Genomic DNA, 18,954 nt, shown 5'->3' with positions numbered 1-18,954 from the left:
GAAGTTAAATCAGCGTTAAGGTACTGATTAACGACTACCAGATCCGCCCGGCGCTGGAAGCGCTGCACGATGCAATCGGCAATACCGATCCGGCCCTGCGCCAGATCGGCGCCAGATCGGCGAATACCTGGTAGGCAGTACCAAAGAGCGCTTCCGCACAACAACAGCGCCAGACGGAAGCCAATGGGCGCCCAACACTGACACCACGCTGGATAACTACACCAACCGCTTTAAAACCTCGTTTACTAAAACAGGCCGCCGCTCTAAGGCTAGGCGCGAACGCCGGACGAACAAAAAGCCCGGCACCGGCGAACTCCGCCAACTCAAAACCCAGATCTACTACAACGTCCGCAACGGCGAATTAGAGGTAGGCTCGCCGCTGATCTACGCCGGCACCTTCCGGTGCGGCGCTAAGAAAGGCCAGTAAGGTAAGGGCGCGCCCTGGGGCGACGTACCGGCGCGGGAGTTCCTGGGCTGAGTGAGGTAGATGAGCGGGAGGTGATGGCGATTATTGAGGATCACTTGCGAAATGAGTGATAGTTGATATAGAACCGATAGTGGAAGATTAGTTACCTTAGTAGAGGGGCGACACTTGAGGAGGCATAGGTAAAGAGTAATTAACGCATATGGAACTGGTACGAATAATCGGTTAAGGTCATCGCCGCTGACTCTTTATAAGGACATTAATAGTGACGAAATTCACTGAAACAAAGATATCTCTACACTACTCTAGCGATGACCCATCTAACCCCCTATACCACCACCAGATTGACTTGGAACAGCTTGCTCCTATTTTGTCCGCAGTGAGCAAGATGTTTCGGGATGTTAACCGTATAAGTAACGACGACGATCAGGACATCAAGGTGAGAATCGGTGAGGGGGGCGTCAAGAAAGGCTCAATTGAGCTTTTGTTTACAATCCTGCAATCTCCTGAAGCCATCAGCGTGTTGAAGGCATTAGGTATTACGGTCACCGGTGGATCAATCAGCCTCGGCGGTGTCATGGAAGTCATAAAGAAACTGAAGGGGCGTAAGATCAAAGCCGTGATTCAAGGCGATAATCCGGATAGTATCACTATTCAAACAGTCGACGGTGAAGAGCTTTCGTGCACGCAAGCCCAAAAACGTCTGATTACAGATAAAACATTCAGAAAGCACTTAGATCAGGTTTTTAGTGAGCCGTTCCAAAGTACGAATGCCACTAAAATATCCTTTGGTGTAGTCGATGCCAAAACTGACGAAGAGGCTACATTTGACATCAAGCTGCATGAGTCTGATGCTCTTTCAACACCTGATGAAATATTCGAAACCAATGTAGTCAAAACGAATCATACAGTTAATGTAAAGTTTCGTTCAGTGTCGGTAAAAGATTCCGAGGACTGGATTGTAGAGTTTTCACAAAAAGAGCATAAGGTAGAAATACTAGACAAAGCTTTTTTGACTAAACTACAGGATGAAGAGACAGGCTTTAACTTTGGACGTCTATACAAGTCTGACGTTGAAAAAACGGTAACAACAAAGCCGGGGCATGGCCGGGCTAAAACTGAGTACAAGATAAAGAAGGTTTATATAAGTTAAACATGAAGTTTCTAGGGTTAAGGGTGAAACAATGAAATACGAGGCACTTTTCTGGATTGGGGTGATTTTAGCCGCGCCAGTTTGGTATATGCTGGCTCGTACCTTTTTTTCAATACTCTTCGCTTATGTTTGGCGGTCAGAGAAAATCACCTTGGAAATTGAAGACGATAATGGAAACATATCGAAAAAAGTTTTTTATGTAAATAAATCTGATGACTTAGTAAAACTCATTGATGTATTAAACAAAAAAAATCCTCATTCAAAACATAGGAGCTGTTAGTGTCCGACGCTTCTGGTGTAGTAGAAAATAAACGAAGAATTACTCCTGATAATACTGTCTTATCGGCTAGCAGTACGGGAGGCCTGTCGGTTTTGATTAACTGGTTTGTTCTAGTGTTTGATTTAGTTCCGAAAGAACATATGTCGGTGACACTTTCTGCGACACCAGTATTAGGCATCATGATAACTACTGCTGTCAGTTATTTGTGGAGAGGGTTTGGAAAAGATCCGGAAAGACTGGAGCGGGAGCAGGTACTAAAAGCTGCAATCAGCCGTTGTAAAAAGGACATGACGGATGATCTTCTTAGTGAAGAGGAACAGAAGAAAGCTAAAGAACAATACGCTATCTTTAAAGAAGCTTATAGAAGCATCGATACACTTAAATTAAAGTAGTTCTTCCACTGATACAAAAGCTCAACTCGTTTGAGCCCCGCGCTCTGCATGAACTTTTTACCGTTTCTCCTGAGCAGAATTTAAGGCTCTTTAGCGCAGGCTAAACCTGTTTTCCCGGTAAGTTGATTGTCCTGCTGCAGGCTGAATTGCCCCTCGACCCATCGAATATAACCCAGTTCCGAGCCAGGCCCGCGATGTCGAATGTTAACGCCGAGACGGCGCAGGATTATGCTTATTGCTAACATCGCACAAGGCCATAAGGATTTACAGCGTATTCGGCCGTTTAAACGTGTTTTAAACGCTATCCGGTGGTAGCCTTCAGCCTATCCAGTCAGGGAGCGATAGGTTTTGGACAAAGATACCCTCAATCTCATCATCGGCGGTGTTGTGATTCTGCTGATCATAATTACGGCGATAGCTCAGCAGTCTAAGCTGGACGATCCCGCCGATCTGACCGTCATCTATACCCATCAGTTGGACGAGCTGGTCAAGCTGACCGCCGGACGTTTAAAAACTATCAGGGCAAAGACGGCCGCAAGGTCGGCGTGTTTGTTATCACCTTAATGAGTGAGTGATATGAAGCTTTATAGATTTGAAAAGTTCGATGCTAAGCGGGTAGATAGTTTGCGCCGGGGGAGCGTCTGGATGTCTACCCCAGATCAATTCAATGATCCATTCGACTGTAAACTGAAGACTTATACTGAGAGCATGATGGCTGTTTTCACTACAGATTCTTATAGAGAGGCAGTAAAAGGACTGTATAAAAATGCATCAGACTACCTGAATGATTGGCCTAGTCTGACTTGGGTGTATAACAAGAAAATCCTCGACAGAATATTTAAGTGGATGGAGGCGGAGCAGTTTGACTCTTTTTTGTATAAAGATGCCGTTAACGAAATTTTAGATCACATTCGTAATTTCAGAATGACCTGCTTCATAGACGGTTCACCAAACGACACTATTATGTGGAGCCATTACGCAGCTAATCACTCTGGATTCTGTGTTGAATATGAGGTTGATGAAAAGCTTATAGATACAGATTCGGATGGCACGTTTTACATAAGTCCTGTGGTTTATTCATCACGTCTGCCAGAGTTTGACACAATGGAAATGCTTCTGACTCCTTCAGAATTTGCTATGCGATATCTTCTATCCAAAGGAATAAACTGGGCCTACGAAAGAGAATATCGACTAATAAACTTTACGGAAGGTTCAAGTCAGGAAGTTTCGTTGCCCGCAGGTATTCACCCGACCGCAGTATATGCTGGCCTCCGGGCAAACAAAAATACTCATGAGCTGGAATGCATTGCCAGTGAATTGGGTTTAGATTTTTACAGAATCGAAAGACACCAGTATCTGTCAGAGTTGAAGGCTGTAAAAGCCCCCCCTAACACTCGTTAAACCAACGCCCTCCCGGCCCCCCGATATTGTGGGGCCATGAAGACACAAAACACCCCCAACATTAGTATTGCAGCGCTCTCGTTTACGGTTAACGCCGGCGGCGTGATTCAGCTGACCCCGGACGGCACCTTCAAGGCCCGCGACGGCGCCCCGCAGGGCTGCCCGGTTTTGTTATGTCCGCCGATATTGCCGCCGCGTTAATCGCGCGCCTGCAGTCCCGCCAGAACGACATCGTCGTCGATTACGAACACCAAACCCTTTACGCCGAAGAACCTGCAAAACATGCATTTCCGCCATCCATGGCGGTCAGGTATAAAGCCCCGCCGGCAAGGGGATAAGTTCCCTTCGGAGGCAATAGGCCTTGATATTAAAAAATCTGTTCTTTGTCACCGCAATACTGATTAAAACTGCAGGACACAGTAGCCTCAATTGAGGCCCGCTTCTTCATAGCGCTTTAAAATCTGTGCCTGAGTCTATGCTCTGCGCTTTACAGCAAGCCAAGCACAATAAACAGCGCCAAACCCGCACCGCTTAATACCAGCGTTTTGTTTTTCAGCATCGGTGATTGCAGGCCGAGATACAGGCCGCTCGCCATAATCAGCACCAGAGCGATAGCGAACAATTTTTCCAGCCATTTAAACAGCGAAGGGCCATGACCTTTGTGCAGTTCCATTAATCCGGCCTGCAGATCCGGTTCGCCCCGCTGAATCACAATATTGTTGCCCTGCTGCTGCAGCAGGTAATGCTCACGGCTGGTCGGACGGGTGTAAAAACTGCGGCCTTTATCTTTTACGTATTCGAAACTGGTATCGATACCCGCACTTTTTAATACCGCCTGAACATCAGCAGTCAGTGTCGGGCTTTTTGCACTCAGCGTCACGCCAGCAACCTGGCCAACGTCGGTATAGGTGGTGTTGCCCTTTACTCCAAACAGGTACAGACCACCGGAAATCGCCATAATAATGATGATGGGAGCAAAAAAAGATGCCAGATACAAATGCACCGACACCAGCGTTTTGCGTGAAATAAGGGCCGCCATTGGAAATCTCCTGATACATTAGTTATCAGCAGATTATCCTCCCCGCTACCGGGCTTTGCATGTAAAGAATCGTAGAAGCAGACTGCCCGTCGCGCCGGAATGGCTGTTTCTTGACCTGCAACAAGTCATAAGACGAAGTGCATATCATTCAGCTGCTGGTATAAAAAAGCCGGAGTCTGTACACAGAACTCCGGCAAAGCTCACTGGCGTGTTGTTCTCAGGCTGCTTGTGCAGGCTTATTCATAGCGGCTTGTTTGGCCGCGATCAGTTCGCGGTAATCCTGCTGCATAAATTCTTTAATACCGCTGCGTTTATTCGCTTCCATCGCCAGCTCTAATTCTTCTGCGCTGGCATAACGGCGATCCCAGTCCAGTACCTTTGGTACCATAATGCGGTTCCACAGCGGTGGAATCAGTGTCAGAAAAATCGTGGTCAGATAACCATTCACCATCATCGGTGCGTCCTGATACGAGCGCAGTTTATGGAAAGGAACATCGCCTTCGGCATGGTGATGAGAATGGCGGGTCAGGTTAAAGGTTGCCCAGGAGCTGACGCGTTTATTGGTATTCCAGCTGTGATATGGCTGTACCGGCGTTTTGGGGTTACGCACCATGCCGTAGTGTTCCATAAAATTCACAATTTCCAGAAAAGCTTTGGCGATCAGTGCAGAGGCGGTAAAAACCAGCACACCGATCCAGCCGGCCATGGCAAAGGCAGCAATTTCCAGCAGCAACGACATCAGCAAACCGCGGATATACAGATTATGGTGGCTGAAGACCGGCAGGCGTTTTTTCTGCAGGCGCTGCTTTTCCAGTTTCCAGGCGCTGATATTTCCTTTCCAGGTTGAAGCCAGAATATGGAAGTACACATTGCGGCCACGCGGGGCCGTCGCCGGATCACCAACGGTGCTGACATAAATGTGGTGGCCGTAAACATGCTCAATTGAGAAGCCGGTATCCCAGCTGAACGCCAGCAACCAGCGGCCGATAAACATCGCCACCGGGTCCCAGGTACGGTGCGTTAATTCATGGCCAACAATAGTACCGACTACCGATGACAATAACCCACAGCTGAAAATCGCCACTACATATTGCAGCAGGGTATTGTCGGCACGGGCAGCGGCGGCGTCATAACCGGTCAGTTGTTGCACCAGTGCGCCGTACCCCAGCACATCGGAATCGGCGACCGTCCACACCATTAAAAAATTCATCGCAAAAATCAGCACCAGCGATGAATAAAGCTGCAGATTCAGAATCCATTCATGGCCGTATACCGGCTCTACGGTATCGTCGCCAAACAACAGATCGCCCAGAATCACAAAGCCTGCGGCGGCGGCCAGACCCAGATACATCCAGTCGCCACCCAGTGTCAGGCCGATGGCGAAGGGAATGGTCAGCATATGAAACAACGTATATTTCGCATATTTGAACATAGGAATTTTCCTTTTTTTATAATAAGTCAGGCGTTGGCTGCCAGTGCCACAGCGGCACCGGATAAGTCACGGCTGTCGAGAAATTTATCGAAGAAAATCTGATGCGGGCGCACGCTGAATTTCTGGCATTCGCTTATGGCGGCATCAATCATCGGCGCCGGACCACACAGATAAACCTGACTGTCTGCGGCAATGCGCCCTTCGATCGCCTGGGTTACCCAGCCACGCAGGCCGTCCCAGTCAGAATCATCAGGCTCGCCGGACAGCACAGGGACAAATTCAAACGGCCCGGCCCAGCGATCCGCCAGCTGCTGAATTTCTTCGAGGCAATACAGATCGTTTTGCGTACGAGCACCAAATAACAACGTCACCGGACGACGTGACTGCTCGGCCACGCCCTGCCGCAGAATACTCAGCAACGGGGCCAGGCCACTGCCGCCGGCAATGGCAAAAATGGGCGTGTCATCCGGGCGCAGCCAGAAATCGCCGAGCGGCCCTTCTACCTGCACCCTGCTGCCGATACGCGCACTGTCCTGCAATAAAGGAGATAACGCGCCACCGGGAATATGGCGGATAAAAAATTCCAGCCCGGTACTGCCACCGGCGGCACAGGTTCCGGCAAAAGAATACGAACGCGCCGGCGCAGCCGTTCCGCTCAGACTTAACTGCGCATACTGGCCGGGAGTAAAGGTCAGCGGCTCATCCAGCGTGATGGTCAGCGCGCTGATATCGTGAGTCAGCGGGCGGATCATCTGAATCACGCCGGATACGGTCTGCAGCGAATGAGCCGGACTGCGGTTATCCCAGTGCGGAATATCCAGCAACAGATCGCTTTTCGGTACGCTCTGACAGGCAAGAATGTAGTTATTATCGAGATCCTCAGCGCTTAACACATAAGCGCTTTCGGTTAATTCTTTCACCTTACCCTGCTGCAGCCGGCATTTGCAGGCGGCACAACCACCCACGCGGCAGCTGTGCGGAAAACGGATACCTTCACGCAGGGCCGCCTGCAAAATGGTTTCGCCCGGGGCGGCGGTAAAGCTCTGGTGGGTACTGGCAAGGGTGACTTGTCGGGCTTTCTTCTTAAACAATGACAGCATGAGCAAATGACCTTTATTGTTTTATTAGCCGCACGTTACGCTGCGCAGAACATGCAGTGGACAGGGACCAGTCTATGTCTGGCAGGTTTTCCGGGTTACAGCAGCACCAGACAGAGAATGGTCATCTGGGGCCAATAATCTGGTCAGTCAGAAATCGCGGGGTAAGATAAAAGAATGAAAACAGCACAGTCAGAGACTTCGATACAACTGCCCACCAACTACCTGCGCAACCTGCTGGATCTGGTGGCCGGGCGTGGCGGTGATGGTCTGCAGATGATGCAGCGCAGCGGCCTGAGCCCTGAGCTGATCGATACCATTGACGGCCAGATCAGCTGGGAGCAGTTCAGTGGCGCGCTGCGCGAAAGCCGCAACGAGATTAACGAACCCGGACTGGGCCTGTATCTCGGCAGTCAGCTGACCATCACCACCCACGGTCTGCTGGGACTGGCGGCGATGAGCAGCCCAACGCTGGGCGATGCTGCGCGGCTGGCCTGCCAGTACGTGGTAACACGAACACCATTGGTTTCTCTGCGGCTGGAAAAGAAAGGCATGCAGGTATCGCTGACCATCGACGAGCTGTATGCACTGGGCGATATCCGCGCCACCTTTCTGGAAACCCTGACCGTAACGCTGCTGGCGGTGATTGATTTTGTTGCCGGCGGCCAGGCCCGTGTCAGCCAGGTAAACTTTGCCTTCCAGACGCCGGAATACAGCTCACTGTACGAAGCCTTTTTCCCCTGCCCGGTGCGCTTTAATCAGGAACAGAATCAGATCATTCTGCCCGCCGCCGACCTGAATATCCCTTCACGTCTCGCCGATATTCAGGTACAGCGTCAGGCCGCCCAACAGTGTGAACAGCAATTAAAACAGTGGCAGGAAAGGCAGAAATTATCGGGCCAGATCCGCATGATGCTGGGCCGGGCCAAGGGACGCTTTCCGGGCTTTGAACAGGTAGCCGACGAACTGTCGCTGTCACCACGCACCCTGCGCCGGCGACTGGCAGAAGAAGGCACCAGCTATCAGGAATTACTGGAAATCTGGCGTCAGGAAATGGCACACCAGTATTTACGCACCACCAATCTCAGTGTGCAGCAGATCAGTTATTTGCTGGGCTATAACGACCCGGCTAATTTTGGCCGCGCCTTCCGCAAACGTAACGAGGGGATTTCGCCGCTGCGCTTCCGCCAGCAGGGGCAGGAAGCACCGGCAATCAGCCGTTCAGAATAACTTCTGCCGCAGCAGGTCTTCACCCTGTTTCAGGCCATCCTGATAGGCTTTATTCAGAATGTTCATATCGGTGGTGAACTGCCCGGCAGAAAAATCGTCAGGCGGACAGATTTCAACGATATTGCAGCCGGCCGGTGGCTGGCGAATAAAATCCAGCGCCCGGTTATAGTCGTCATGACGCTGCTGCAGGCGTGCCGCAATGTGCGGATAGTCTTTTAATAAGCGCGGAAAAAAGCGTGCGATTTTATAGGCTTTTTTACGGTACGAAGCCGGGTTTGAGCGCAGCACCAGAATATTACGCGCACCGCGGCGCCAGGCTTCCTCCACCGGCAGTGAGTCGGCCACACCACCATCGAACCAGATGTTATCGCGCAGCTGTACCTGCCCTTTAAACGCCAGCGGCATATTGCCCGAGGCTTTTAACGCCTGAAAAACCTCGTCGGCCTGCGGCGATAAATAATGTGCTTCGCCGCTGTGGGCACAGGTCGCCACCACCAGAAAGCGGTGTTTAACCGCTTCGATATGCTCCAGCCCGATCGGTAATTCGCGCTCGGTAATATCCCACAGCCAGTCGATATCAATTAAATGCCCGCCGCGCAGAAAACGCCGCCAGCTTTTAAATTGCGGCCGGCGGCAGTAATCGGTGTAGACCTTATAATTACGACCGTATTGCTTACCTAAATACGCCGCCACATTCGATGCCCCAGCCGATACGCCCAGATACCAGTCGAAAGGATAATAATCGGCGGCGATAAAAGCATCGAGAATACCGGCGCTGTAAATACCGCGCATAGCGCCGCCTTCAACAATAAGAGCACTGGCAGAATGATCGGCGCTCATGTCAGGCTCCTGCGTTTTCGCTCTCGGCTTGCATCACACGCATCTGCTCACGCTGCACCGATGAAAACATTCCTTTCATACGCTCCAGTTCATCAGCCGGCATGATATTCATAGCGGCAAATTTTTCGGCAGAAAATAACGCAAAATACCCTTCTGCTTTGGCCGCCACCTGACCTTTGGCATTACGCAGCTCAGCCGCCAGAACAACCTGACGGTCGTTTTTCTGTTCGGCAATAAAACCATAAACACTGACCGGCTCGCCGATACGGACCGGTAATTTAAAACGCACCTTAATATCGCGGGTCAGCAAAAACTGATTGAGCAGATACATGCCGGCCCAGCCCATCACTTCATCCAGCACCGTGGTAATAACTCCGCCGTGGGCCAGGTTGCTCCAGCCGCGCAGATGTCCGGGAATAACCAGATCTGAACGCACCTGCTGCTCGTTGGTAAAGAAGCGCATTTTCAGCCCCTGATGATTGTGCTGACCACAACCAAAACACTCATGGGCAATATTGGTCATCGGTCGCCATTCATTCGGCTGCATAAGAACCTCCATTCATCTCGGTAACAGTAAAATCGTTCAGTCCGGCACGCTCGGCCTGGGTCAGCGGACCGGCTCCGAGCAACAACAGTGCGTGTTCCACCATACGCAGGCCATAAGCGCCGGGGGCTTCACTGATCTGTGGCTGCAGCTGGTCGGAGAAATAATGCGCGCCTTCGGTCAGAGCCATCAGCACCTGAGCACTGGCGGCTGCATCGGCAATACGCACACACCCCTGCTCCTGCTGGAAACGCAATTCCTGGGTCAGCACGCGATGATAACGGCGATACATACGGGCCACCGCCAGCCGCACCTCTTCGTGGCGACGGGCCAGCGACATAATGGCGAAGACTTCCGGTGCCGCGAGGGTGTTCATCCAGCGCAGACCGAAATAAACAGCCAGCATCTGTACCAGCCGCAGGCGGGCATCGCCGCTGCCCGGTAATTCGCGGAACAGCTGGCCATAACGCTGCAGGCTGACATTCACCAGCGTGAGCATCAGGTTTTCTTTACTGCCGAAATGATGCATCAGCAACGACGGATTCACCCCCGCCGCCTGCGCCAGCCGTGCCATCGTTACCTGCTCATAGCCCTCACTGCGGATCACCTGTACCAGTACATCCAGCAGCTGTTCGCGCCGGTCACCGGCACTCAGACGGGTTTTGCGCGGCGAAGGCTGTTTGCTTTCCTGAACTTCAGACAAAGAACACCTGTTTATTTAAAACACCAATATGAGCCAAAAATAGCGGTTAAAAACACCATTATCAAGTAGTTATTGAATACCTATTTAGTTAATGGCTGAAACAGAGGGTTCGGAAAAGCGGTTGAGGATGGGCTTAACCCCTGTCTGAAATCAGGCAAAGCAAAACCTGCTTGCCACTTACTTCACATGTGAACTATATTTGATTCACATGTGAACTAAATTGCCGTGCGGTCATTAACTATGGATAAACGTCTCTTCTACCTGCTCAACAGCGCACGCCACCGGGTATACAAACACGCCGATCAGAAGGCCGAAGAAGCTCTGGGCATTTCCGTAACCCAGCTTGGCGCCCTGATGCTGATTGCCGCCAATGAAGGTTGTCTGCTGAAGGATCTGGCGCAGAGCCTGAATCTGAATAATTCGGCCCTGACCGGTCTGGCAGCACGGATGGAACACAACGGCCTGATAGAACGCCGCGCCTGTGAGCTGGATGGCCGCGCTTCGCGTCTTTATCTGACCCTGCTCGGACGCAGCAAGATCGACAGCGCCAGGCCGCTGATCAGCCAGCTGAATGCCGCCATGACCGAAGGTTTCAGCGAGCAGGAAGTGCTGGTCATCCTGCGATTTTTAAACCGCTTACTGAGCGAATTCTGAACATACGGAGGACAGCATGGAAAAAATTGAAGTGATGACTCAGGGCGGGCGACTGCTCAGCGCACGCTTATTCAGCGCCAGCGAAGCCCGCTCGGTTGTTGTCGTTGCCGGCGCGATGGGTGTACCCCAGGGCTGCTATGAAAAGTTTGCGCATTTTCTCTGCGAGCAGGGCCACAACGTTATTACCTTCGATTACTTCGGTACCGGAGAATCACTGCAGACACCTCTGCGCCATTGCCAGACCAATATCAGCGACTGGGGCGAAGAAGACTGCACCGCCATTATCCGCTTCGCCCGGGATTATTTTCCCGGACTGAAATTACAGTGGATCGGCCACAGTGTTGGTGGCCAGTTGCTGGGAATGATTCCCGCCGTTAATCAGATTGATCAGGCCATTACCGTGGCCTCAGGCAGCGGTTACTGGCGCGAAAATTCACCGCCGACCAAACGCGTGGCCTGGCTGCTTTGGTATTTCATCGCACCATTAAGCGTACCGCTGGCCGGTTATTTTCCCGGTGCCCGATTAAACATGGTCGGCGATCTGCCCGCCAATGTGATGCGCCAGTGGCGGCGCTGGTGCCTGAACCGCGAATACGCCGTGGGCGCCGAAGGTGAAGCCATGCGCGCACGCTTTGCCAGTGTCACGGTTCCGATCACCTCGGTTGCCTTCAGCGACGATGAAATGATGTCACGGCGCAATGTCGAATCACTGCACAGCTTTTATCAGAATTCACCACGCACCATGATCCGCCTGAAACCGGCGGATATCGGTGAAAAGAAAATCGGCCATCTGGGCTGGTTCCGCGAGCGCTACCGCGATTCCGTCTGGGCCGGGCAACTACTGCCCTTGCTGCAATAAGTTTTACCGCGAATTCATCACAATAGCTCACCACCATAATTCACCCAAATAAGAGAGAGAAAACGATGAGCCAGTTTTTAAAAATGTTTGAACAGTTGGGCGCACAACAATTTTCTGCCGGTATCGGCATGGTCGCCCCGTATTTTTCCACCATTGATCCGGAAGTCACCGAACTGCGTCCGGGCTACGCCAGTATGATTCTGCGTAACCAGAAAAAAGTGCATAACCACATTGGTACTATTCATGCGATTGCCATGTGCAACGCGGCTGAATTAATGGCCGGCATTGTGACTGATGCCAGCATCCCGGCTGGCGCACGCTGGATTCCGGCGGGTATGAGTGTGAAATATGTGGCTAAAGCCAAAACCGATTTAAAGGTTGAGGCCGATTGCAGTGCGGTGGATTTTTCCCAACCCGGAGAAGTGCATATTCCGGTCGCTGCTTACGACGACCAGAACACGCTGTGCTTTACCGCCGATATCACCATGAATGTGAAGCATGCCTGAAGCTTATAAAAACAGGTGTCCGTTAATGGACGCCTGTTTTTCCTGTAATCAGACACCAATCAGCTTACGATAACGCTTAATCAGTTTTTTCAGCCGCACCCGGTCGAGTATCAAACTTAACAGCGGATTTAATACCGTTTCTTTTTTTGCCCCACTCCCCCAGCGACGTAAATGGCGTTTGATTAATGCCATGGTAGCGACGCTGGCGATGGCCTTATCTTTCCATTCGATACGCGCCAGCGGTAACTCAAATGCCGGGTTCTGTTGCCAGCGTTTGGGCAGATCAGGGCAGACCGCCAGTGCACTGGCCATCCCCAATAATGCCACACCGGCATTAACAACCTGTTCCGCCGTCTGCAGACGGGTAATACCACCGGTACTCATAACCGGCATATTGGCGACTGCCGCAATCTGTGCGGCGAATTCGAGAAAATACGCTTCGCGTGCCAGAGTGCGGCCATCGGCGGTGCGTCCCTGCATTGCCGGAGCTTCGTAACTGCCGCCGGAAATTTCAATGGCATCGACCGCCAGCGGATTGAGCCATTCCACCACCGCTTTGGCATCGGCAATATCAAAACCGCCACGCTGAAAATCGGCGGAATTTAATTTAACCGCAACAACAAATTCTGGTTTAACCGCAGCGCGGATACGGCGGGTAATTTCCAGTAATAAGCGCGCACGGTTTTCCAGACTGCCACCCCATTCATCCGTGCGCTGATTGGTCAGTGGTGATAAAAACTGGCTGAGTAAATAACCGTGCGCCGCATGAATTTCCACACCGTCAAAACCGGCTTCTTCGGCACGGCGAGCGGTAGTTACAAAGCGTTCAATCACATCGCCGATATCGGCTGGCGTCATCGCCTGTGGCCGGGCGAATAAATGCGAGTGCTTACCCAGGTCCACCGCCACTGCAGATGCCGACAACACCTTACCGCCCAGTGCGGCATACACCTGACGGCCCGGGTGATTAATCTGCATCCAGATTTTTGCGCCCTGCTCCTTCGCCGCCTGTGCCAAAGCAATAAAAGGGGCCAGCGGCGTTTGCGCTTCCAGCGCCAGACCACCGGGGCCGGTCATCGCCAGATGATCGACCATAACGTTACCGGTAATGATCAGACCGCTGCCGCCCTGTCCCCAGCGCCGGTAGAGATGAGTCAGTGCCGCATCCGGCAGTAACCGCGCATCGCCCATATTTTCTTCCATCGCCGCTTTGGCGATGCGGTTAGCAAGCTGCTGACCGTTAGGCAGGGTCAACGGCGTAAAGACAACTGAGCTCATAACAACTCCCGATCATTGGTTGGTGATAACTGAACAGCGCCCATGTTAAATTTAAAGTTAACTTTAAGTTCAACTGGTTTTTTTATGCCGTTTTCATCTGTCGATAAATCCTCTGTAACCCCCTCCGGCAAAGCGGATACACGCTTAATGCGCATTGGTGAGCTGGCGGCCCAGAGTCAGACACCTGCGTCCACCATCCGCTATTACGAACAGCAGGGCCTGCTGAGTGGCGTGCAGCGTACCGCCGGCGGCAGCCGCCGTTACGATGGCAGCGCACTGTTACGCCTGCAGATGATCCGCAGCCTGCAGAATATGGGCTTTGCGCTGGGGGATATTCCGGCCCTGCTGCGCGATGAGCAGCAAGCTGTGGATCATGAGCGGGTAATGACGACCCTGAATGGCCGGCTGGAGGATATCGATACCTTACTGGCCAGCCTGCAACGGCAGCGCGATCAGTTGCATTCGCTGCGTTGCCTGCTGGAAAGCAGCTGGGAAGCAGGCCATTGTCTGAGTGACGAGCAGATTCTGGCGCTGCGCGATCAGTATCTGCAGCCGCCAGACAGTGCGGGCAATCAGGACTGATTCAGGCGCGCGACTGTAGCGGCCACATCTTCAGCGCTGTGGCGGATCTGCTCAATCACATCCGCTGCTTGCTGAATCTGCTCGCCCACCTGCTTCGTCTGCTGCTGGGTTTTTTCCATCTGCTCCATCGCCGCACGGGTCAGGGCTTCATTCGCCTTAACCATTTCGTCGATTTCCAGCGTTGAGCTGTTAGTGCGCGATGCCAGACTGCGCACTTCATCGGCGACCACCGCAAAACCACGGCCATGCTCACCGGCACGCGCCGCTTCAATCGCAGCATTTAATGCCAGCAGGTTGGTTTGTTCAGCAATGCTGCTGATGGTGGTGACGATGGCGGAAATTTCCGCCGATTTACTGCTTAGTTTGCTGATGCTCTGTGCCACATCACCCACCTGCGTCGCCACCTGCGCCGATGCCGTAACACTGGCACGTAACAGACCACTGCCATTCTGGGCCAGGTTAACGGTATCGGCCGAATTACTGCGTGCCAGCTCCGATGCTTCACGCACCTGCTCGGCCTGCAGCACCCGTTCGGTAATATCGCTGGCAAACTTAATCACCTTAATAACGCGTTTTTGCGCATCAAAAATCGGGTTATAGCTGGCTTCCAGCCATACAGTACGGCCACGCTTGTCACGTCGTTCAAACTTACCGCTCTGCACCCGCCCCTGTGCCAGCCTTTGCCAGAAGTCCGGCTGCTCGCGGTAAAAAGCGTCATTGCAAAAAATGCGGTGATGTTTACCGCGCAATTCTTCCGCCCGGTAGCCCATGGTGTTCAGGAAATTGTCATTGGCATTGAGAATGGTGCCATCCGGGGTAAATTCAATAATGGCCTGCGAGCGGTTCAGCGCATCCATTACCGCTTCCTGGCTACGGCGTTTTTCTGTATTAGCCGTTACGTCCTGAGCCAGCTTGATAACACGAATCACACGGCCATTCTGCAACACCGGAAAATAGGTAGCGCGCAGCCACAGGCGCTCCCCCTGTTTATTAATCCGCGGAAAAGAGCCGCTCGCAAATTGTCCGGCGGCAAGCTTTTTCCAGAACGCACGGTACTCTTCTGAAGCCGCATAGTCGGTGCTGCAAAACATACGATGATGCTGGCCCACCACCTCATCGCGGCGATAGCCAACCACCTGCAGAAAAAGATCATTCACATCCTTAATCGTGCCATCCGGGGCGAATTCAATCATTGCGGAATCCTGACGCAATGCCTGCTCCAGTGCCTGAGCACTGGCCAGTGCCTGTTCAAGCTGCTGAACCTTGTCTTTGTTTTTATCGAACCACATAACTGCTCCGGAATAAGTTTGCATACAGGGTACACACGCTCTCAATCTAGCCCAGTCCTGCCTGCCCGCCAGTGCTGACTACAAGCGACAGGCACTATTTATAAAAACCAGTGATGTATAACAATCCGGCATCGTGTTGCAGGCATAAAAAAGCCGCCAAACGAGGCGGCTCCGGGCTTTAAGTACAACAGCGGTACAACAGCGGTACTACAGCGGTACAACAGCAGTACTACAACAATGCCGCTTACTTTTTCAGCACCACACGATAGCGCGGGCTGCCGTTTTCCAGACGGTCAATGGCGCTGTTCACGTCCGCCATATCAAACACTTCTACTTGAGGTTCAATATGATGGCGGGCGGCAAATTCCAGCATCTGCGCAATCACTGCCGGGCTGCCAACCGGCGACGACGACACCGAACGCTGGCCGCCCATCAGCGAGAACACATTCAGCTCGACCGGTTCCAGTACCGCACCGACCAGATGCAAACGGCCTTTCGGACGCAGGGTATTTACATACGAACCCCAGTCGAGTTTTACATTCACCGTCGACAGAATCAGATCGAAATAACCGGCGGAATCTTTCAGCGCCTGCTCATCACGGGAATCCAGCGTACGGTGTGCGCCCAGCTCCAGCGCTTCGGTGCGCTTGGCTTCCGACGAGGTAAAGGCCGTTACTTCACAGCCCCAGGCATTGAGGAACTGCAGCGCCATATGGCCAAGGCCACCAATACCCACCACACCAACACGCGCCGTGGGCTTAACACCAAACTGCACAATAGGGTTAAACACCGTTACGCCACCACAGAACAGCGGCCCGGCCACTTCGCTGCTGACGTTATCCGGCAGTTTCACCACGCTGGCTGACTGTGCCCGCACCTTGTCGGCAAAACCGCCATGACGGCCAACAATAGTGCCGCGCGCACCGGCACAGAGGTTATGGTCGCCTTCCATACAGGTCTGACACTCGTTACAGTAACCGGAATGCCAGCCGAGGCCGACCCGATCACCCACCTGCAGTTTTTTCACATGAGCGCCCACCGCACTGATGCGCCCCGCCACCTCATGGCCCGGCACAAAGGGATAGCGAGTCATGCCCCATTCGTTATTCAGCATGCTCAGATCACTGTGGCAGATACCGCAGTATTCCACATCGATTTCCACATCATGGTCACCCAGCGGGCCCGGATCGTATTCAAACGGCTTGAGTTCACCACCCGGTTCGAAGGCTGCGTAGGCTTTGATCATGGTTGTTCTCCTGACATAAAAAATGGGCTTAGCGGTTACACCTGAGCAGATGCCGGCGTGCTGTATTCACACGCCATTGTATTACACCGACAAAAACTGCGATGACTCAGACCAGCACCAGCTCAACACGGATATTACCGCGGGTAGCGTTAGAGTATGGACATACCTGGTGTGCCTTTTCCACCAATGTCTGAGCGACAGTGTTATCCATGCCCGGCAGGCTGATATGCAGCTCAACGTCAATGGCAAAACCCACACCCTTATCATTAGGGCCAATACCCACATGCGCGGTAATGGCGGTGTCAGCCGGCAACGCGGTTTTATCCTGCATCGCCACATACTTCAGCGCGCCGATAAAACAGGCGGAATAGCCTGCCGCAAACAGCTGCTCCGGATTTGTACCATCACCACCGGCACCACCCAGCGCTTTGGGTGTGCTGAGTTTGACATCCAGCGCCTGGTCGGATGAGACAGAGCGGCCATCACGGCCACCGGTTGAGGTTGCCTGGGCGGTATACAAAATTTCCATAAGATTCTCCGTTTTCGGTTCGTCGTTGCTGGCACCGTCTTCTGCTGCTTGCTTCTGCCCGCTGCCACCAGGATATAGTTATCGCGATAACTATTTACCTGTAAAAAATGGCCTTGTGCGGCCAGAACGGAGAAAAGATTATCGCAATAATCTATTGCGTGCAATATAAAATCATTCCCCCTGCAATGCCCGGCGCAGAACATCCAGCCGCTCTTTCAGATCCATCAGCTCCGGAATGGCTGCATTGCAGTGACTGGCGGCACAGGCATTCACCTGCAACGCCTTCTCGCGCAGGCTGCGGCCATGCTCACTGAGGCGAATCTCCAGCAACCGCTCATCGGCGCTGCTGCGCGAACGGCTGATCAGGCCCTCAGCCTCCATCCGCTTGATTACCGGCGTTAACGCCCCCGGCTTCTGCCCCAGACGCGCGGCAATATCTTTCAGCCCCAGGCCGTCCTGCTCCCACAGAATCAGCAACACCAGATACTGCGGATAGGTCAGCCCCAGCGGCTCCAGCAGGGGTTTATACACCTGAGTCATCGCCAGCGAGGTGGCGTACAGAGAGAAGCACAATTGCTTATCGAGCAGCAGCGGATTGGAATCGGACATAAAGGCTCGGGCCTGTGGTGATCAAAGATGACAATGAGGGAATGCTGCCATAAGCCGGCGTTGCGGAACAGTGTTGGTGGCAGCTGCAGGCTGGCAGGGTGTGGAAGCGGATCTTATCCGCGACTTGTGGGAGTGACCTGTAGGAGAGACTTTCAGTCGCGATACGACTCGCTACACCGCTCTGCTTTCTACTCGCTCCCACGCTCTGCGTGGTAGTGCTGCCGCTGGTGGTGGTTGTGTTCTGAGTTGTAGCCGCTGCGCGGCTTAGCTTTTGCGACTCGCTCCCACGCTCTGCGTGGTAGCGCTACTGCTGGAGGTAGTTGTGTTCCGAGTTGTAGCCGCTGCGCGGGCTGGCTTTTTGGGCTACCGCCCGGCCTTATGACCTCTTTGAGGGGTCTTACCCCTCACGCCGGTCGGGCGCTTACTCCTGACCGCCATGGATGGCGGAAATGCAGATTGTGCAGGAGCACACAATCGGCCTGCTTCGCGCTGTGCAGGACTTCATCCGATCTGAACAATCCTGCGGTCTCGGTAACGCGAATAATGGGCTCCATGGCCCTATTCGCTCGCCCGGCATCCATGCCCGGACGTACCCCGGCGCAGAATGATTCAAACCGGCGTCCTGCAGGCGCACAAACCATCAATCACGCAAAGCCGAATATGAAACAAACGCCGAATCGTAGGAGTGGATCTTATCCACGACAGACAAGAGCCTGTCATTCACACCAAAATGTAGGGAGGGCACTGCCCACCAAATATCTGAAAGGAAAGCCGCTGCTCAACAATAGGTGGCGGATTTCCACTGTCGCCTTTTGCCACTTGTAACCATTTTTATCAATTATTGAACCCATACCAGAACTTCAGTAC

At 52.8% G+C, this 18,954-nt stretch carries 23 protein-coding genes; 12 read left to right on the top strand and 11 right to left on the bottom strand.

The annotated features are described in order from the left end of the window. Positions 1 to 115 precede the first annotated feature (115 nt). From HUF18_RS19855 to HUF18_RS12955, 7 genes are all read left to right on the top strand, one after another. A complete protein-coding gene (locus HUF18_RS19855; RefSeq protein WP_225692500.1) occupies positions 116 to 427 on the top strand; it encodes a phage virion morphogenesis protein in 312 nt (103 codons plus the stop codon). Between the two features lie 262 nt (positions 428 to 689). Next, positions 690 to 1,577, top strand: a complete 888-nt coding sequence (locus HUF18_RS12980; RefSeq protein WP_225692491.1) for a hypothetical protein — start codon at positions 690 to 692, stop codon at positions 1,575 to 1,577. 31 nt (positions 1,578 to 1,608) lie between these two features. Next, entirely contained in the window at positions 1,609 to 1,857 is a 249-nt protein-coding gene (locus tag HUF18_RS12975; RefSeq protein ID WP_225692490.1) for a hypothetical protein, read from the top strand. Continuing rightward, a complete protein-coding gene (locus tag HUF18_RS12970) occupies positions 1,857 to 2,249 on the top strand; it encodes a hypothetical protein (RefSeq protein WP_225692489.1) in 393 nt (130 codons plus the stop codon). Before HUF18_RS12975 ends, HUF18_RS12970 begins: the two co-directional genes overlap by 1 nt. Positions 2,250 to 2,597: 348 nt before the next feature. Then, complete coding sequence (locus HUF18_RS12965) at positions 2,598 to 2,813, top strand: hypothetical protein (RefSeq protein WP_225692488.1); 216 nt, start codon at positions 2,598 to 2,600, stop codon at positions 2,811 to 2,813. A 12-nt stretch (positions 2,814 to 2,825) separates the two neighbouring features. Beyond that, positions 2,826 to 3,650 (top strand): DUF2971 domain-containing protein, encoded by an 825-nt coding sequence (locus HUF18_RS12960; protein WP_225692487.1) that lies wholly within the window; start codon positions 2,826 to 2,828, stop codon positions 3,648 to 3,650. Between the two features lie 158 nt (positions 3,651 to 3,808). After that, positions 3,809 to 3,988 (top strand): phage protease, encoded by a 180-nt coding sequence (locus HUF18_RS12955; RefSeq protein ID WP_225692499.1) that lies wholly within the window; start codon positions 3,809 to 3,811, stop codon positions 3,986 to 3,988. 149 nt (positions 3,989 to 4,137) lie between these two features. Here the strand turns inward: HUF18_RS12955 and HUF18_RS12950 are convergent, their stop codons facing one another. The 3 genes from HUF18_RS12950 to HUF18_RS12940 all read right to left on the bottom strand — a co-directional run bounded on the left by HUF18_RS12950 (position 4,138) and on the right by HUF18_RS12940 (position 7,221). Next, positions 4,138 to 4,689 carry a PepSY-associated TM helix domain-containing protein gene (locus HUF18_RS12950; RefSeq protein ID WP_225692486.1) on the bottom strand — a complete coding sequence of 184 codons (552 nt, stop codon included), beginning with the start codon at positions 4,687 to 4,689 and terminating at the stop codon, positions 4,138 to 4,140. Positions 4,690 to 4,906: 217 nt separating this feature from the next. After that, positions 4,907 to 6,121, bottom strand: a complete 1,215-nt coding sequence (locus HUF18_RS12945) for an alkane 1-monooxygenase (protein ID WP_145471094.1) — start codon at positions 6,119 to 6,121, stop codon at positions 4,907 to 4,909. A 26-nt stretch (positions 6,122 to 6,147) separates the two neighbouring features. Beyond that, positions 6,148 to 7,221, bottom strand: coding sequence for a 2Fe-2S iron-sulfur cluster-binding protein (locus HUF18_RS12940; protein WP_225692485.1), 1,074 nt, complete (start codon positions 7,219 to 7,221; stop codon positions 6,148 to 6,150). Between the two features lie 174 nt (positions 7,222 to 7,395). On the opposite strand from HUF18_RS12940, the gene HUF18_RS12935 reads away from it, so the two are divergent. Beyond that, positions 7,396 to 8,448: an AraC family transcriptional regulator gene (locus HUF18_RS12935; protein WP_225692484.1), complete on the top strand. Its 1,053-nt coding sequence runs from the start codon at positions 7,396 to 7,398 to the stop codon at positions 8,446 to 8,448. On the opposite strand, the gene HUF18_RS12930 is transcribed toward HUF18_RS12935, so the two are convergent. From HUF18_RS12930 to HUF18_RS12920, 3 genes are read right to left on the bottom strand one after another with little or no spacing between them, the layout of a single operon-like run. Continuing rightward, complete coding sequence (locus HUF18_RS12930; RefSeq protein ID WP_225692483.1) at positions 8,440 to 9,288, bottom strand: patatin-like phospholipase family protein; 849 nt, start codon at positions 9,286 to 9,288, stop codon at positions 8,440 to 8,442. The two genes, HUF18_RS12935 and HUF18_RS12930, sit on opposite strands and share 9 nt — an antisense overlap. Before the next feature lies 1 nt (position 9,289). After that, positions 9,290 to 9,835, bottom strand: a complete 546-nt coding sequence (locus tag HUF18_RS12925; protein ID WP_225692482.1) for a PaaI family thioesterase — start codon at positions 9,833 to 9,835, stop codon at positions 9,290 to 9,292. Next, positions 9,822 to 10,535 carry a TetR/AcrR family transcriptional regulator gene (locus tag HUF18_RS12920; RefSeq protein ID WP_186436051.1) on the bottom strand — a complete coding sequence of 238 codons (714 nt, stop codon included), beginning with the start codon at positions 10,533 to 10,535 and terminating at the stop codon, positions 9,822 to 9,824. The genes HUF18_RS12925 and HUF18_RS12920 overlap by 14 nt, the downstream gene beginning before the upstream one ends. 240 nt (positions 10,536 to 10,775) lie before the next feature. Here HUF18_RS12920 and HUF18_RS12915 point away from each other — a divergent pair, with 240 nt between their 5' ends. From HUF18_RS12915 to HUF18_RS12905, 3 genes are all read left to right on the top strand, one after another. Then, positions 10,776 to 11,189: a MarR family winged helix-turn-helix transcriptional regulator gene (locus tag HUF18_RS12915; protein WP_145471100.1), complete on the top strand. Its 414-nt coding sequence runs from the start codon at positions 10,776 to 10,778 to the stop codon at positions 11,187 to 11,189. A 16-nt stretch (positions 11,190 to 11,205) separates the two neighbouring features. After that, positions 11,206 to 12,048 carry an alpha/beta hydrolase family protein gene (locus tag HUF18_RS12910; protein WP_225692481.1) on the top strand — a complete coding sequence of 281 codons (843 nt, stop codon included), beginning with the start codon at positions 11,206 to 11,208 and terminating at the stop codon, positions 12,046 to 12,048. A gap of 65 nt (positions 12,049 to 12,113) precedes the next feature. Further along, a complete protein-coding gene (locus HUF18_RS12905; protein WP_225692480.1) occupies positions 12,114 to 12,554 on the top strand; it encodes a hotdog fold domain-containing protein in 441 nt (146 codons plus the stop codon). 48 nt (positions 12,555 to 12,602) lie between these two features. Here HUF18_RS12905 and HUF18_RS12900 read toward each other — a convergent pair whose 3' ends face one another. After that, on the bottom strand, positions 12,603 to 13,832 hold the full coding sequence (locus HUF18_RS12900; RefSeq protein ID WP_225692479.1) for an NADH:flavin oxidoreductase/NADH oxidase family protein: 1,230 nt from the start codon (positions 13,830 to 13,832) through the stop codon (positions 12,603 to 12,605). An 84-nt stretch (positions 13,833 to 13,916) separates the two neighbouring features. On the opposite strand from HUF18_RS12900, the gene HUF18_RS12895 reads away from it, so the two are divergent. Further along, positions 13,917 to 14,414 carry a MerR family transcriptional regulator gene (locus HUF18_RS12895; protein WP_225692478.1) on the top strand — a complete coding sequence of 166 codons (498 nt, stop codon included), beginning with the start codon at positions 13,917 to 13,919 and terminating at the stop codon, positions 14,412 to 14,414. Here HUF18_RS12895 and HUF18_RS19725 read toward each other — a convergent pair. From HUF18_RS19725 to HUF18_RS12870, 4 genes are all read right to left on the bottom strand, one after another. Next, the gene (locus HUF18_RS19725; RefSeq protein WP_274704269.1) at positions 14,405 to 15,703 is read right to left on the bottom strand and encodes a methyl-accepting chemotaxis protein; all 1,299 of its coding nucleotides are present in this window, start codon (positions 15,701 to 15,703) and stop codon (positions 14,405 to 14,407) included. The two genes, HUF18_RS12895 and HUF18_RS19725, sit on opposite strands and share 10 nt — an antisense overlap. A gap of 244 nt (positions 15,704 to 15,947) precedes the next feature. Beyond that, entirely contained in the window at positions 15,948 to 16,949 is a 1,002-nt protein-coding gene (gene ahr / locus HUF18_RS12880) for an NADPH-dependent aldehyde reductase Ahr (RefSeq protein WP_225692477.1), read from the bottom strand. Positions 16,950 to 17,055: 106 nt separating this feature from the next. Next, positions 17,056 to 17,478 carry an organic hydroperoxide resistance protein gene (locus tag HUF18_RS12875; RefSeq protein WP_145471107.1) on the bottom strand — a complete coding sequence of 141 codons (423 nt, stop codon included), beginning with the start codon at positions 17,476 to 17,478 and terminating at the stop codon, positions 17,056 to 17,058. Positions 17,479 to 17,649: 171 nt separating this feature from the next. Continuing rightward, positions 17,650 to 18,087 (bottom strand): MarR family winged helix-turn-helix transcriptional regulator, encoded by a 438-nt coding sequence (locus tag HUF18_RS12870; RefSeq protein ID WP_145471108.1) that lies wholly within the window; start codon positions 18,085 to 18,087, stop codon positions 17,650 to 17,652. Positions 18,088 to 18,954: the final 867 nt, after the last annotated feature.

Origin of the sequence: Thalassolituus sp. ST750PaO-4, assembly GCF_020320405.1 — a bacterium.
Classification (GTDB): domain Bacteria; phylum Pseudomonadota; class Gammaproteobacteria; order Pseudomonadales; family Oceanobacteraceae; genus Venatoribacter; species Venatoribacter alkanivorans.
The sequence above is the reverse complement of the archived record's forward strand: the minus strand, read 5'-3'. Positions and strand labels throughout refer to the sequence as shown.

Excerpts from the sequence above, each read along its gene's own strand:
- HUF18_RS12975 (WP_225692490.1), top strand. The coding sequence starts at position 1,609 with ATGAAATACGAGGCACTTTTCTGGATTGGGGTGATTTTAGCCGCGCCA.
- HUF18_RS12960 (WP_225692487.1), top strand. The coding sequence starts at position 2,826 with ATGAAGCTTTATAGATTTGAAAAGTTCGATGCTAAGCGGGTAGATAGT.
- HUF18_RS12950 (WP_225692486.1), bottom strand. The coding sequence starts at position 4,689 with ATGGCGGCCCTTATTTCACGCAAAACGCTGGTGTCGGTGCATTTGTAT.
- HUF18_RS12945 (WP_145471094.1), bottom strand. The coding sequence starts at position 6,121 with ATGTTCAAATATGCGAAATATACGTTGTTTCATATGCTGACCATTCCC.
- HUF18_RS12940 (WP_225692485.1), bottom strand. The coding sequence starts at position 7,221 with ATGCTGTCATTGTTTAAGAAGAAAGCCCGACAAGTCACCCTTGCCAGT.
- HUF18_RS12935 (WP_225692484.1), top strand. The coding sequence starts at position 7,396 with ATGAAAACAGCACAGTCAGAGACTTCGATACAACTGCCCACCAACTAC.
- HUF18_RS12930 (WP_225692483.1), bottom strand. The coding sequence starts at position 9,288 with ATGAGCGCCGATCATTCTGCCAGTGCTCTTATTGTTGAAGGCGGCGCT.
- HUF18_RS12925 (WP_225692482.1), bottom strand. The coding sequence starts at position 9,835 with ATGCAGCCGAATGAATGGCGACCGATGACCAATATTGCCCATGAGTGT.
- HUF18_RS12915 (WP_145471100.1), top strand. The coding sequence starts at position 10,776 with ATGGATAAACGTCTCTTCTACCTGCTCAACAGCGCACGCCACCGGGTA.
- HUF18_RS12910 (WP_225692481.1), top strand. The coding sequence starts at position 11,206 with ATGGAAAAAATTGAAGTGATGACTCAGGGCGGGCGACTGCTCAGCGCA.
- HUF18_RS12905 (WP_225692480.1), top strand. The coding sequence starts at position 12,114 with ATGAGCCAGTTTTTAAAAATGTTTGAACAGTTGGGCGCACAACAATTT.
- HUF18_RS12900 (WP_225692479.1), bottom strand. The coding sequence starts at position 13,832 with ATGAGCTCAGTTGTCTTTACGCCGTTGACCCTGCCTAACGGTCAGCAG.
- HUF18_RS12895 (WP_225692478.1), top strand. The coding sequence starts at position 13,917 with ATGCCGTTTTCATCTGTCGATAAATCCTCTGTAACCCCCTCCGGCAAA.
- HUF18_RS19725 (WP_274704269.1), bottom strand. The coding sequence starts at position 15,703 with ATGTGGTTCGATAAAAACAAAGACAAGGTTCAGCAGCTTGAACAGGCA.
- ahr (WP_225692477.1), bottom strand. The coding sequence starts at position 16,949 with ATGATCAAAGCCTACGCAGCCTTCGAACCGGGTGGTGAACTCAAGCCG.
- HUF18_RS12875 (WP_145471107.1), bottom strand. The coding sequence starts at position 17,478 with ATGGAAATTTTGTATACCGCCCAGGCAACCTCAACCGGTGGCCGTGAT.
- HUF18_RS12870 (WP_145471108.1), bottom strand. The coding sequence starts at position 18,087 with ATGTCCGATTCCAATCCGCTGCTGCTCGATAAGCAATTGTGCTTCTCT.